Annotated in this window: 11 protein-coding genes and 1 pseudogene; 8 read left to right on the forward strand and 4 right to left on the reverse strand. The window is 70.6% G+C overall.

Features of this window, described 5'->3' with window-relative positions; genetic code table 11:
- Positions 1–10: 10 nt before the first annotated feature.
- Positions 11–685, reverse strand: a complete 675-nt coding sequence (locus tag ACIRJP_RS27695; protein ID WP_404179521.1) for a TetR/AcrR family transcriptional regulator — start codon at positions 683–685, stop codon at positions 11–13.
- 65 nt (positions 686–750) lie between these two features.
- On the opposite strand from ACIRJP_RS27695, the gene ACIRJP_RS27700 reads away from it, so the two are divergent.
- The 3 genes from ACIRJP_RS27700 (at position 751) to ACIRJP_RS27710 (ending at position 2,989) form a co-directional block, all read left to right on the forward strand.
- A complete protein-coding gene (locus ACIRJP_RS27700; RefSeq protein WP_404179524.1) occupies positions 751–1,902 on the forward strand; it encodes an acyl-CoA dehydrogenase family protein in 1,152 nt (383 codons plus the stop codon).
- 91 nt (positions 1,903–1,993) lie between these two features.
- Entirely contained in the window at positions 1,994–2,284 is a 291-nt protein-coding gene (locus ACIRJP_RS27705; protein WP_266736154.1) for a YiaA/YiaB family inner membrane protein, read from the forward strand.
- 81 nt (positions 2,285–2,365) lie between these two features.
- Entirely contained in the window at positions 2,366–2,989 is a 624-nt protein-coding gene (locus ACIRJP_RS27710) for a TetR/AcrR family transcriptional regulator (RefSeq protein WP_266736152.1), read from the forward strand.
- A 16-nt stretch (positions 2,990–3,005) separates the two neighbouring features.
- Here the strand turns inward: ACIRJP_RS27710 and ACIRJP_RS27715 are convergent, their stop codons facing one another.
- A complete protein-coding gene (locus tag ACIRJP_RS27715; protein WP_404179528.1) occupies positions 3,006–3,467 on the reverse strand; it encodes a MaoC family dehydratase in 462 nt (153 codons plus the stop codon).
- Between the two features lie 131 nt (positions 3,468–3,598).
- Here ACIRJP_RS27715 and soxR point away from each other — a divergent pair, with 131 nt between their 5' ends.
- Positions 3,599–4,072 carry a redox-sensitive transcriptional activator SoxR gene (gene soxR / locus ACIRJP_RS27720; protein ID WP_404179531.1) on the forward strand — a complete coding sequence of 158 codons (474 nt, stop codon included), beginning with the start codon at positions 3,599–3,601 and terminating at the stop codon, positions 4,070–4,072.
- 63 nt (positions 4,073–4,135) lie between these two features.
- On the opposite strand, the gene ACIRJP_RS27725 is transcribed toward soxR, so the two are convergent.
- Positions 4,136–4,735, reverse strand: a complete 600-nt coding sequence (locus ACIRJP_RS27725) for a hypothetical protein (protein ID WP_404179534.1) — start codon at positions 4,733–4,735, stop codon at positions 4,136–4,138.
- Between the two features lie 229 nt (positions 4,736–4,964).
- On the opposite strand from ACIRJP_RS27725, the gene ACIRJP_RS27730 reads away from it, so the two are divergent.
- Entirely contained in the window at positions 4,965–7,787 is a 2,823-nt protein-coding gene (locus tag ACIRJP_RS27730) for a penicillin acylase family protein (protein WP_404179537.1), read from the forward strand.
- Between the two features lie 57 nt (positions 7,788–7,844).
- Here the strand turns inward: ACIRJP_RS27730 and ACIRJP_RS27735 are convergent, their stop codons facing one another.
- Complete coding sequence (locus ACIRJP_RS27735; RefSeq protein WP_404179540.1) at positions 7,845–9,110, reverse strand: exo-beta-N-acetylmuramidase NamZ domain-containing protein; 1,266 nt, start codon at positions 9,108–9,110, stop codon at positions 7,845–7,847.
- A 184-nt stretch (positions 9,111–9,294) separates the two neighbouring features.
- Here ACIRJP_RS27735 and ACIRJP_RS27740 point away from each other — a divergent pair, with 184 nt between their 5' ends.
- The 3 genes and pseudogenes from ACIRJP_RS27740 (at position 9,295) to ACIRJP_RS27750 (ending at position 12,372) form a co-directional block, all read left to right on the forward strand.
- Positions 9,295–10,059 carry an SDR family oxidoreductase gene (locus ACIRJP_RS27740; protein ID WP_404179543.1) on the forward strand — a complete coding sequence of 255 codons (765 nt, stop codon included), beginning with the start codon at positions 9,295–9,297 and terminating at the stop codon, positions 10,057–10,059.
- Positions 10,056–11,749: pseudogene (locus ACIRJP_RS27745) on the forward strand (AMP-binding protein). The gene ACIRJP_RS27740 and the pseudogene ACIRJP_RS27745 overlap by 4 nt, the downstream one beginning before the upstream one ends.
- Before the next feature lie 29 nt (positions 11,750–11,778).
- A complete protein-coding gene (locus ACIRJP_RS27750) occupies positions 11,779–12,372 on the forward strand; it encodes a TetR/AcrR family transcriptional regulator (protein ID WP_093541408.1) in 594 nt (197 codons plus the stop codon).
- The last annotated feature ends 93 nt before the right edge of the window (positions 12,373–12,465 follow it).

Raw genomic sequence — 12,465 nt, forward strand, 5'->3', positions numbered from 1 at the left:
CCAGGATGCGTCAGGGACGCTTCGGTGCCGGCCGAACCGTTCCGCCCGGGGCCAGCAGTTCGTACTGGGCCGAGAGGCCGTCGACCAGGGCCCGCAGCCCGGTCTCGAAGGCCCCCTCGTCGACCTTCCGGCCCCGCTCGGCCAGCAGATGGGCCTGGCCGAGGTGCGGGTAGTCGGCGGGGTCGTACGCCGTCTCGTCGTCGACGAAGCCGCGGGCGAAGGAGCCCAGTGCCGAGCCGGTGATGAAGTAGCGCATCAGGGCCCCGATGTACGTGGCCTGGGCGGGCGGCCAGCCGGCCCTGACCATCGCGCCGAACACCGCGTCGGCGACCCGGAGTCCGGCCGGCCTGCGGCCCGGCCCCCGGGCCAGCACCGGAACGATGTGCGGGTGCTCGGTGAGCGCCGCGCGGTAGGAGACGGCCCAGTCGTGCAGGGCGGCGCGCCAGTCGCGGGTGTCCGACTCGTCGAACATCGACAGGTCGACCTGCGCGGACACGGCGTCCGCGACCGCGTCCAGGATCTCGTCCTTGTTGCGGAAGTGGTTGTAGAGCGAGGGTCCGCTGACCCCGAGTTCGGCCGCGAGCCGACGGGTGGAGACGGCGTCGAGCCCCTCGGAGTCCACGAGTGCGCTCGCCGTCTCGACGATGCGGTCTCTGCTGAGGAGGGGCTTGCGCGGTCGGGCCATGCGGCACATAGTAGGGCCTGCAAGCAGAAAACTAGCAGTGCTAATTAAAGTGTGGGAGTCGAAGGATGAACCTGGAGCTCGGCGAGGAGCAGGAAGCTGCCCGGCAGCTCGCCAAGGACTTCGTCGCCCGTGAGGTCGCCCCGCACGTCGTGGCGTGGGACCGCGCCGAGAACGTCGACAAGTCGATCGTGAAGAAGCTGGGCTCCGTCGGCTTCCTCGGGCTGACCGTCCCGGAGGAGTACGGCGGCTCCGGCGGCGACCACCTCGCCTACTGCCTGGTCACCGAGGAGCTCGGGCGCGGCGATTCCTCGGTCCGCGGCATCGTCTCCGTCTCCCTCGGCCTCGTCACCAAGACCATCGCCGCCTGGGGCGACGAGGAGCAGAAGCGGCACTGGCTGCCGAGGCTCACCGCGGGCGAGGCGATCGGCTGCTTCGGCCTCACCGAGCCCGGCACCGGTTCCGACGCCGGGAACCTGACGACGAAGGCCCTCCGGGACGGTGCGGACTACGTCATCAACGGCAGCAAGATGTTCATCACCAACGGCACCTGGGCAGATGTCGTGCTGCTCTTCGCCCGCACCAACGACACCCCCGGCCACAAGGGCATATCCGCCTTCCTGGTCCCCACCGACACCCCCGGCCTCAGTCGCCGCACCGTCCACGGCAAGCTCGGCCTGCGCGGCCAGGCCACCGCGGAGCTGGTCCTGGAGGACGTCCGGGTGCCCGCCTCGGCACTCATGGGGCCGCAGGGCAAGGGCTTCTCCATCGCCATGTCCGCCCTGGCCAAGGGGCGGATGTCGGTCGCGGCCGGCTGTGTCGGCATCGCACAGGCCGCCCTCGACGCGGCCGTGGGCTACGCGGGCGAGCGCGAGCAGTTCGGCAAGTCCATCGCGAGCTACCAGCTCGTCCAGGAGCTCATCAGCGACATCTCCGTGGACGTCGACGCCGCCCGGCTGCTGACCTGGCGGGTGGCGGACCTCATCGACCGCGGGGAGGACTTCGCCACCGCCGCATCCAAGGCGAAGCTCTTCGCCTCCGAGGCCGCCGTCCGCGCCGCCAACAACGCGCTCCAGGTCTTCGGCGGCTACGGCTACATCGACGAGTACCCGGTCGGCAAGCTGCTGCGCGACGCCCGGGTGATGACGCTGTACGAGGGCACCAGTCAGATCCAGAAGCTGATCATCGGCCGCGCACTCACCGGGGTCTCCGCCTTCTGACGCCCGCGCCGCCGCTCGAACGGACGTCTGAGTACCCGGCTGAGTATCCGAGCGGATGTGGCGCACGCCACGTCGGCCGATGCTGGGCGTCATGAGTGAGACAGCACAGGTCAAGCAGCAGGGCACCGCGGCCTTCTACGGCCAGGCCGTCGCCTCCTTCGGGGTGGCGATGGGCGCGGTGGCCCTCGGCATCTACTTCCTGGACGCCGACGCCTGGGTGCGCGGCTTCCTCGCGATCGGCGTCCTCTACCTCGTCACCTCCTGCTTCACCCTGGCCAAGGTCATCCGTGACCGCCAGGAAGAGGGCCGGATCGCAAGCCGGGTCGACCAGGCCCGGCTGGAGAAGATCCTCGCCGAGCACGACCCCTTCCAGAAGCTCTGACGATCCCGCCGGACGGACCCTAAGCGCTTGCTCAGGTTCGGGGTATGGTGTTCGTCCTGCTGATGAGAGGGGCGAGTGACGATGAGCACGGCGGAGGAGACCGACGGCGACAGCGCGCCGTGGGCCGAGGTGACGCCCGAGGCGGCCAGGCGGCTGCTCGTCGCCGCCGTCGACGCCTTCGCCGAGCGCGGGTACCACGCCACCACCACCCGCGACATCGCGGGCCGGGCGGGGATGAGTCCCGCCGCGCTCTACATCCACTACAAGACGAAGGAAGAACTGCTCCACCGGATCAGCCGGATCGGCCACGACCGCGCCCTGTTCGTCCTGGAGGCGGCCGCCGACAGTGGGGGCACGGCGGCCGAGCGGCTGGCCGAGGCCGTACGGTCCTTCGTTCGCTGGCACGCCGAGCGGCACACCACCGCCCGCGTGGTCCAGTACGAACTCGACGCCCTCGGCGAGGAGCACCGCACCGAGATCGTCGAACTGCGGCGCAGGAGCGACGCGGTGGTGCGCCGGATCATCGGTGAGGGCGTGCAGGCGGGGGAGTTCGACGTCCCCGACGTGCCGGGCACCACGCTCGCCGTGCTCTCGCTCTGCATCGACGTGGCGCGCTGGTTCAACGAGCAGGGCAGCCGGACGCCGGACGAGGTCGGCGAGCTCTACGCCGACCTCGTGCTGCGTATGGTCGCGGCCAAGCGGTAGTGCGTCCTCGGAAGTATCAGAAGTAGTAGCGGGACACCGACTCGGCCACGCACACCGGCTTGTCGCCGCCCTCGCGCTCGACCGTGACGACGGCTGTGACCTGCACGCCGCCCCCGGCCTCCTCGACGCTCTTGAGGACGGCCGACGCGCGCAGCCGCGCGCCCACCGGCACGGTGGAGGGGAAACGGACCTTGTTCGTCCCGTAGTTGATGCCCATCTTCATGCCCTCGACCCGCATGATCTGCGGTACGAGCGTAGGCAGCAGCGAGAGCGTGAGATAGCCGTGCGCGATCGTCGTGCCGAACGGCCCGGCGGCGGCCCGCTCCGGGTCCACGTGGATCCACTGGTGGTCACCGGTGGCGTCGGCGAAGAGGTCGATCCTCTTCTGGTCGATCTCCAGCCAGTCGCTGTGCCCCAGCTGCTCGCCCACTCCGTCGCTCAGCTCCTGCGCGGACGTGAAGATCCTCGGCTCTGCCATGTCCCTGGTACCTGCCTTTCCAGCTCTGGCCATCCCTCATCGCACTTTCTAAGCGCTTGCTCAGCATGGTTGGCGGGTGCGTTCCTGTCAACGACGGACCCGGCACGAGGCAGGACAGTAGGGTTGGAGGGGTGCCCCAGATCCCACAGACGCTCCATGAGCTCACGGTCGGACAGCTCTCCGCGCGCAGCGGCGCCGCTGTCTCGGCCCTGCACTTCTACGAGGCCAAGGGCCTGATCAGCAGCCGCCGCACCAGCGGCAACCAGCGCCGCTACACCAGGGACGCGCTGCGCCGGGTGGCATTCATCCGTGCGGCGCAGCGGGTCGGCATCCCGCTCGCCACCATCCGGGACGCCCTCGCCGAACTCCCTGAGGAGCGCACCCCGAACCGCGAGGACTGGGCACGGCTCTCCGCGGCCTGGCGCTCCGAACTCGACGATCGCATCGCGCGGTTGGGGCGCCTGCGGGACCACCTCACCGACTGCATCGGCTGCGGCTGCCTGTCGCTGGAGAACTGCGTGCTCTCCAACCCCGACGACGTCTCCGGCCGGTGGATCAGCGGCTCCCGCCTGATGCCGGAGCACCCGCCGGCCGGGCACCCGTAGCTCAGGACGCCGCACGTACGGGTGCCGGCCAGGCGCCGTCGGATCGCACGCCCTCGTCGCGTTTCACGCCACCGATGCCAGATCCCGCCGCGGTGTGCTCCGGGCCGTCGCCAGTGCCCGCGGGGTCAGTACCGGCTGCGGCACCACGATCCCGCAGTCCGTGCAGACCGGGCCCGACCACGGCTCGTGGAGCCAGCGGAGGTCGGCGCCGGCGCAGACCGGGCAGGACGTGCCGGGGGCCGACTCCAGCGCCGTGATCAGCCGGCTCAGGACCTCGGCGAGCGGCGCCGACGGGTGCACCGCCGGGTCCTCGCAGCGGGCGACCCCGTTGCCGCCCCAGCTGCGCCGGTGCCAGTCGTCGAACGCGCCGGGCCGGCGCAGCCCGTCGTGCTTCTCCCGTCTGCGGCGTTCGGCGAACCCCGCCTCGTAACCCAGCCAGACCGCCCGCGCCGCCTCCAGTTCGTCCAGCGCGCGCATCAGCCGCGCCGGGTCGGGGGACCGGTCCTCGGGCCCGATCCCGTGCCGCACGCACAGATGGTCCCAGGTCGCCCGATGTCCGTAAGGGGCGAACCTCTCCAGGCACTTGCGCAGCGAATACCGCCGCAGTGCCAGATCGCTCCGTGGATCGCGGACCTGTCTCGCAAGACTCCGGAATCCCGCCACCGCACCGTCACCTCCGTCGCTCGTACTTCGGCGTCAAGAGATGGACGTACGGCCGCACCGATCGGATCCCGCGGAGGCTGATGTTGTCCGGAATTCGGTACGGTCCGTCAGTGCGGTGCCGCTGCGGTCGATGCCGTGTGACGATTCGGAAAAGGTGACGGTTATTCACCTTACTGGCGAGTCATACCGCCAGTAACCTCCGGCGCATCGGCCTCTCGGAGGAGCACGCATGCCCCCACGCACCATCAAGTTCAGAGCCGCCACCGTCGCGGCGGTTCTCGTACTCGGCACCACCCTGCTCGCAGCCTCGCCGCAGGCCGGCGCCACGGAACCCGCCCCCGTCACCGACTACTGCCAGGGGCAGTGCGACGACATCCTGCCGCCCGGCGAGAACGGCAACGCCACCCTCGTCGACATCCTCGGCAACAAGGCGTTCGGTACGCATCCCAAGCACAGCGACGACCAACTCGACCGCTACAACGGCCTGGTGGCCGGCCAGTCGGGGCTCACCGACCAGAAGCTGACCGACTTCTTCAACGACGCCTCGTTCGGCGTGCCCAAGGGCCAGGTCGAGTCCGTCACCTCGCCCCGGGACGACGTCACCATCACCCGTGACAAGGCGACCGGAGTCCCGCACATCAAGGGCACCACCCGCTACGGCACCGAGTTCGGCGCCGGATTCGCCGCCGGGCAGGACCGGCTCTGGCTGATGGACCTCTTCCGCCACATCGGACGCGGAGAGCTGACCTCGTTCGCCGGCGGCGCCCTCGCCAACCAGGGTCTGGAGCAGCAGTTCTGGCCGCAGGCCCCGTACACCGAGGCCGATCTCGAAGCCCAGGTCGAGTACATCAAGACCCACGAGGGTGCCCGCGGCGAGCAGGCCATGGCCGATGCCCAGGCGTACGTCGACGGCATCAACGCCTACCGGACGAAGTCCAAGAACGGCCGCTACTTCCCGGGCGAGTACGTCCTCACCGGCAAGGTCGACGCCATCACCAACGTCGGCGAGATACAGCCCTTCAAGCTGACCGACCTGATCTCCATCGCCTCGGTGGTCGGCGGTCAGTTCGGCGGCGGGGGTGGCGGGGAGGTGCAGGCGGCGCTCTCGCTGCTGGCCGCCCAGCAGAAGTACGGAGTGGCCGAGGGCACCAAGGTCTGGGAGTCCTTCCGCCAGCGCGAGGACCCCGAGGCCGTGCTGACGATCCATGACGGCACCTCGTTCCCGTACGCGGGCAAGCCCGGCAAGGCGCGAGGCACCGCGCTGCCCGACGCCGGGTCCGTCACCGCGGAACCCGTGATCTACGACCGCACCGGCTCCGCGGGCACCGACAAGAAGGCCCCGGTCAAGGCCCCGGCCGCGCTCAAGAAGGCCCAGGGCATCTACGACGACGGCGTCATCCCCGAGGGCTCGCTGCCCGGTTCGGGAACCGGCGCCCAGAAGCGCGGCATGTCCAACGCCCTGCTGGTCTCCGGGAAGAACACCGCGAGCGGAAACCCCATCGCCGTGTTCGGGCCGCAGACCGGTTACTTCGCCCCGCAGCTGATGATGCTCCAGGAACTCCAGGGGCCGGGCATCAGCGCCCGCGGTGTCTCCTTCGCCGGTGTCGGCATGTACATCCAGATGGGCCGCGGCCAGGACTACGCCTGGAGCGCCACCTCGGCCGGCCAGGACATCAGCGACACCTATGCCATCGACCTGTGCGAGCCCGGCGGCTCCACGCCGACGAAGGACTCCACGCACTACGTCTACCACGGCGCCTGCACCGCCATGGAGACGCTGGAGCACACCAACTCCTGGAAGCCGACCGTCGCCGACTCCACGGCGAAGGGCTCCTACCGGATGCAGGTGAGGCGCACGAACTACGGCATCGTCACCCACCGCGCCACCGTGGGCGGCAAGCCCGTCGCGTACACCTCGCTGCGCACCACCTACCGCCACGAGGCCGACTCGATCATCGGCTTCCAGATGCTCAACGACCCGTCGTACGTCAAGGACGCCGCCTCCTTCCAGCAGGCGGCGAGCAACATCGACTACGCCTTCAACTGGTTCTACGCCGACTCCCGCACCGCCTCCTACTACAACAGCGGCATGAACCCGGTGCGCGCCGCGGGCGTCGACCCGGCGCTGCCGGTGCGGGCCGTGCGGGCCTACGAGTGGCAGGGGTACGAACCGGTCGCCAACACCGCCGCGTACACCCCGTTCGCCGCGCACCCGCACTCCAGCGGGCAGGACTACTACATCTCCTGGAACAACAAGCAGGCCAAGGCGTACGCCACGGCGGGCTTCGGCCTCAGCGCCGTGCACCGGGGAGATCTGCTGGACGACCGGGTGGCGAAGCTGGTCGAGGAGGGCGGGGTGACCCGCGCGTCCCTCACCCGGGCCATGGCCGAGGCCGCCGTCACCGATCTGCGCGGCGAGCAGCTGCTGCCCGAACTGCTTGAAGTGATCCGCTCCGAGCCGGTGACCGATCCCGAAGTCAACGATGCAGTCCAGCAGTTGGAGTCCTGGCGGGCCTCGGGATCGCAGCGCCGCGAGAGCAGCCCCGGCTCACACACCTACACCCACGCCGACGCGGTGCGGATCATGGACGCGTGGTGGCCGAAACTGGTCGAGGCCGAGTTCAAGCCGGGGCTCGGTGACGACCTGTACGGAGCGATGACCGTCAACGTCGCCACCGACGAGTCCCCGGCGGCGAGCCACGGGGCGAGCGGGGCGCACAGCGGATCCGCTTTCCAGTACGGCTGGTGGGGCTTCGTGGACAAGGACCTGCGCCAGGTCCTTGGGAAGCCGGTCAAGGGGCCGCTGGCCAGGACGTACTGCGGCGACGGCGATGCGGGCAACTGCCGTGACGCGATGCTCGCGTCCCTGAAGCAGGCCGTGGCCCAGCCGGCGACGGAGGTCTACCCCGGGGACGACAACTGCAAGGCGGGCCGGCAGTGGTGCGCCGACTCGATCGTCCACCGGCCGCTCGGCGGGATCGGCCAGAAGGCGGTCCACTGGCAGAACCGCCCGACGTACCAGCAGGTGGTGGAGTTCCCCGCCCACCGGTAGGGGGACGAACCACCGAGCCGGGCGGGTCCGAGTTCCTCGGGCCCGCCCGGCGCCGTGTCACCGGTACTGGAGATACCGCTTGCGCACGGCACGGAACGCGGCGAGGTCCTGCGCCCAGGCCCCCACCACCTCGTCCGTGTCCGCCCCCGCGTCGATCATCGTGCGGACCCGGGTGTTGCCGGTGAGCTTGTCGATCCAGTTGTCGGCACGCCAGGCGAACCCGCTCCACGTCTGCTTCGCCGTCACCAGCAGCGCGATCCCGGTACGTACCGGATCGAAGACCTCGCGGTCCTGGACCTGCACCTGCACACCGCCGACCGTCTTGCCCTGGAACTTGGAGAACGTCGGCGCGAAGTACGCCTCGCGGAACGCCACCCCGGGCAGGTCGAGCGCGTTCGCGGCCGCCGCCCAGCGGTGGTCGATGCCCTCCGCGCCGAGCAGTTCGAACGGCCGGGTGGTGCCGCGGCCCTCGGAGAGATTGGTGCCCTCGAACAGGCAGGTCCCCGAGTAGACGAGCGCCGTGTCGGGCGTCGGCATGTTGGGGCTCGGCGGCACCCATGGCAGCCCGGTCGTGTCGAAGAAGTCCGAGCGCTTCCAGCCGGACATCTTCACGATGCGCAGGTCCACCGGCCGCTCGGCCAGGAACCGGGCGTTGAAGAGCAGGGCCAGCTCGGTGACCGTCATGCCGTGTGCCTGGGCGATCTCCCGGCGGCCCACGAAGGTGCCGAACGCCGGGTCGAGCACCGGGCCGAGCGCCGCCCGCCCGGTCACCGGGTTCGGCCGGTCCAGGACGACGAACCGCTTCCCGGCGAGCGCCGCCGCCTCCATGCAGTCGTACAGCGTCCAGATGTACGTGTAGAAGCGGGCGCCCGCGTCCTGGATGTCGAAGACGACCGTGTCCACGCCGGACGCCGTGAAGACATCGGCGAGTGGCTGACCGCTCTTCAGGTACGTGTCGTAGACCGGAAGTCCGGTCGCCGGGTCGTCGTACCGCCCCTCCGAACCGCCCGCCTGCGCGGTGCCGCGGAAACCGTGCTCGGGCCCGAAGACGGCGATCAGGTCCACCCGCTCGTCCGGGTGCATCACATCGACGATGTGGCGCACGTCGGAGGTGATCCCGGTCGGGTTGGTGACCACCCCGACCTTCTCGCCCTTCAGCAGCGCATAACCGTCCGCCGCCAGCCGGTCGAAGCCGGTACGTACCCGGCTGTTCCCCTTGCCCGCGGCGGGGGCGGCGCTCGCGGCACCGGTCCCGGCGGCCGTCGCCGCGAGGGCCCCCACCGCACCGCCGGCGGCCAGCAAACCACGTCTGGACAGGCTCATTCGGCTACCTCCATGATCGCGACCTCTGTCATGGTCACGCACGCTAGCGCGCGTTCAGGCCATACGGAACGAGCCGGACGGGACGGTTGTGACGGGAGTGTCTCCAGAGCGCTCTCCACCCCTTCCGTTCCGGCATACCGACTGGTTAGTCTGCCAGGGCGGTCGGCTGAGAGAGGCGGGAGCGATGAGTGCGGTGCAGGGCGCGGGCGTGGTGGTCACAGGGGCCGGAGGCGGCATCGGAGCCGCCCTGGCCCGCGGATTCGCCGCCCGGGGCGCACGGGTCGTGGTCAACGACCTCGACGAGGCGAGGATCGAGCCGCTGGCCGAGGAGATCGGCGGCATCGCCGTCGCGGGTGACGCCTCGCGGATCGTGGACGCCGCCAGGGAAGCGCTCGGCGGCACCGTCGACGTCTACTGCGCCAACGCCGGCCTCGCCTCGCCCGGCGACGCCTTCGCGGACGAGGAGGTCTGGGCCACGGCCTGGGACGTCAATGTGATGGCCCACGTCCGCGCGGCCAGGGCGCTGCTGCCGGACTGGCTGGAACGCGGCAGCGGCCGCTTCGTCTCCACCGCGTCCGCCGCCGGACTCCTGACGATGATCGGCGCCGCGCCGTACAGTGTCACCAAGCACGGTGCCGTCGCCTTCGCCGAATGGCTTTCGCTCACCTACCGCCACCGCGGCGTCAAGGTCCACGCGATCTGCCCGCAGGGCGTACGGACGGACATGCTCACCGCCGCCGGATCGGCCGGGGAACTCGTCCTCGCCCCCAGCGCCATCGAGCCCGAGGCGGTCGCCGAAGCGCTCTTCGACGCCATGGCCGAGGACCGCTTCCTCGTCCTGCCGCACCCCGAGGTCGCCGGGTACTACAGGGCCCGCAGCAAGGACACCGACCACTGGCTCGGGAGCATGAACCACCTTCAGCAGAAGTGGGAGGAGACCGGCGCATGACCGATTCCGTCGAATCGGGAGGAGACCGGGGCGCAGCCGAGTCCGTCTACGCCGCCAAGCCCTGGGTCGCGCTGCTCAGCGAGGCCCAGCGGGCCCCCGTCGACCCGGCCGCGACCCTGGTCCACGCCTTCCGGGACTCCGCCGCCCGCAGCCCCGGGCACCCCGCGCTCGCCTACTTCGACGGACGGCTCAGCTACCGCGAGACCCACGCGCTCTCCGACTCGGTGGCCGGCCATCTCGCCACCCGGGCCTGGAGCGCGGCGACCGGGTCGCGATCATGCTGCAGAACACCCCGCAGTTCGTGATCGCGCTGCTCGGCGCCTGGAAGGCCGGCGCCACGGTCGTCCCGCTCAACCCGATGTACAAGTCCGGCGAGGTCGGCCACGTACTGAAGGACGCCGAGGTCACCGCGCTGATCTGCGCGGACCGGGCCTGGGCGGCGTATCTGAGGGACACCGCGGCCGGCGCCCCGACGGCACGGACAGCGCTCACCACCAGCGAGCTCGACCTCCAGACACGGAACGACGCACGCGTGCTCGGCTTCGAACGGCTGCCCGTGGCCGAGGACACCGAAGACCTGGTCGCCGTCGCCCGGCAGGGCGACAAGGCCCCGGTCGGCCGCGAACCCGCCGCCGCCGACGTGGCGCTGATCAGCTACACCTCCGGGACCAGCGGCACCCCCAAGGGCGCCATGAACTCCCACGGCAACATCGTGATCAACGCCGAGCGCCAGCGGACCGGGCACCCAGTCGCCGAGGGCTCCTCCTACTTCGCGCTCGCACCGCTCTTCCACATCACCGGCATGGTGTGCCAGCTGGCCGCCTGCCTCACCAACGCGGGCACCCTCGTCCTCGCGTACCGCTTCCACCCCGGCGTAGTCCTCGAAGCCTTCGCCGAACACCGCCCCGCCTACACCGTGGGCCCGTCCACCGACTTCATGGCGCTCGCCGCCCACCACGGCGTCACCCCCGAGCACTTCGCCTCCTTCCGGGTCATCTCCTCGGGCGGCGCACCGCTGCCGCCCGCACTGGTCGAGAAGTTCCGGGCGGGCTTCGGCCCGTACATCCGCAACGGCTACGGCCTCACCGAGTGCACCGCCCCCTGCGCCTCGGTGCCGCCGGAGCGCGAGGCCCCGGTCGACCCGGTCTCCGGAACCCTGTCCGTCGGAGTCCCCGGCCCCGACACGGTGGTCCGGATCCTCGACGGGAACGGCGCGGAGGTGCCCTTCGGCGAGCAGGGCGAGATCGCCGTCCGCGGCCCGCAGGTCGTCTCCGGCTACTGGCGGCTGCCCGAGGCCACCTCCGCCGCCTTCCCGGACGGCGAACTGCGCACCGGCGCCATCGGGTTCATGGACAGCGCGGGCTGGCTCTACGTCGTCGACCGCAAGAAGGACATGATCAACGCCTCCGGCTTCAAGGTCTGGCCGCGCGAGGTGGAGGACGTCCTCTACACCCGTCCGGCGGTCCGGGAGGCGGCCGTCGTCGGCGTCCCCGACGCCTACCGCGGCGAGACCGTCCGCGCCTACGTCAGCCTGCGGCCCGGCGCCTCGGCCGGGCCGCAGGAGCTGAGCGCGTACTGCAAGGAACGGCTCGCCGCGTACAAGTACCCGCGCGAGGTCGAGATCCTGGCCGAACTTCCGAAGACGGCGAGTGGGAAGATCCTCAGGCGGGAACTGCGTTCCCCTCGATGACCGATTCACGCGGAAGGAAGGTGGCGGCAATGGCCAAGGCGACGGACGGGGACACGGCTCCCGTCCCTCAGCGGCTGCTGGCCGCCGCCACCCGGCTCTTCGCCGAGCAGGGCTACGACCGCACCTCGGTCCAGGAGATCGTCGAGGCGGCAGGCGTCACCAAGGGGGCGCTCTACCACTACTTCGGCTCCAAGGAGGACCTCCTCCAGGAGGTCTACGCCCGGGTGCTCCGTCTCCAGCAGGAGCGCCTCGACGCCTTCGCCGACGCCGACGCCCCCGTCGAGCAGCGGCTGCGCGACGCCGCGGCGGACGTGGTCGTCACGACCATCGAGAACCTCGACGACGCCTCGATCTTCTTCCGGTCCATGCACCACCTGAGCCCGGAGAAGAACAAGCAGGTCCGAGTGGAGCGGCGCCGCTACCACGAGCGTTTCCGGGCGCTGGTGGAGGAGGGGCAGCGCAGCGGGGTGTTCTCCACGGCCACCCCGGCCGACCTGATCGTCGACTACCACTTCGGTTCCGTCCACCACCTGTCCACCTGGTACCGCCCCGACGGCCCGCTCAGCCAGCAGGAGGTCGCCGACCACCTGGCCGATCTGCTGCTGCGCGCACTGCGGCCTTAGCCTTGATCCACCGAGGTGGTTTGAGAGCGGTCTTTTGATCGGCTTCGGGTCGGGTGGCCGGGTGAGGGCAGGTTGTGTCCGCTGGTCTGCCCA

The sequence above is a fragment of the Streptomyces sp. NPDC102437 genome, assembly GCF_044765565.1.
Classification (GTDB): Bacteria; Actinomycetota; Actinomycetes; order Streptomycetales; family Streptomycetaceae; genus Streptomyces.

Bases quoted from the DNA above. Each gene is read 5' to 3' on its own strand.
- ACIRJP_RS27740 (WP_404179543.1), top strand. From the start codon at position 9,295: ATGAGTGCGGTGCAGGGCGCGGGCGTGGTGGTCACAGGGGCCGGAGGC.
- ACIRJP_RS27730 (WP_404179537.1), top strand. From the start codon at position 4,965: ATGCCCCCACGCACCATCAAGTTCAGAGCCGCCACCGTCGCGGCGGTT.
- ACIRJP_RS27700 (WP_404179524.1), top strand. From the start codon at position 751: ATGAACCTGGAGCTCGGCGAGGAGCAGGAAGCTGCCCGGCAGCTCGCC.
- ACIRJP_RS27735 (WP_404179540.1), bottom strand. From the start codon at position 9,110: ATGAGCCTGTCCAGACGTGGTTTGCTGGCCGCCGGCGGTGCGGTGGGG.
- ACIRJP_RS27710 (WP_266736152.1), top strand. From the start codon at position 2,366: ATGAGCACGGCGGAGGAGACCGACGGCGACAGCGCGCCGTGGGCCGAG.
- ACIRJP_RS27695 (WP_404179521.1), bottom strand. From the start codon at position 685: ATGGCCCGACCGCGCAAGCCCCTCCTCAGCAGAGACCGCATCGTCGAG.
- ACIRJP_RS27705 (WP_266736154.1), top strand. From the start codon at position 1,994: ATGAGTGAGACAGCACAGGTCAAGCAGCAGGGCACCGCGGCCTTCTAC.
- ACIRJP_RS27750 (WP_093541408.1), top strand. From the start codon at position 11,779: ATGGCCAAGGCGACGGACGGGGACACGGCTCCCGTCCCTCAGCGGCTG.
- ACIRJP_RS27715 (WP_404179528.1), bottom strand. From the start codon at position 3,467: ATGGCAGAGCCGAGGATCTTCACGTCCGCGCAGGAGCTGAGCGACGGA.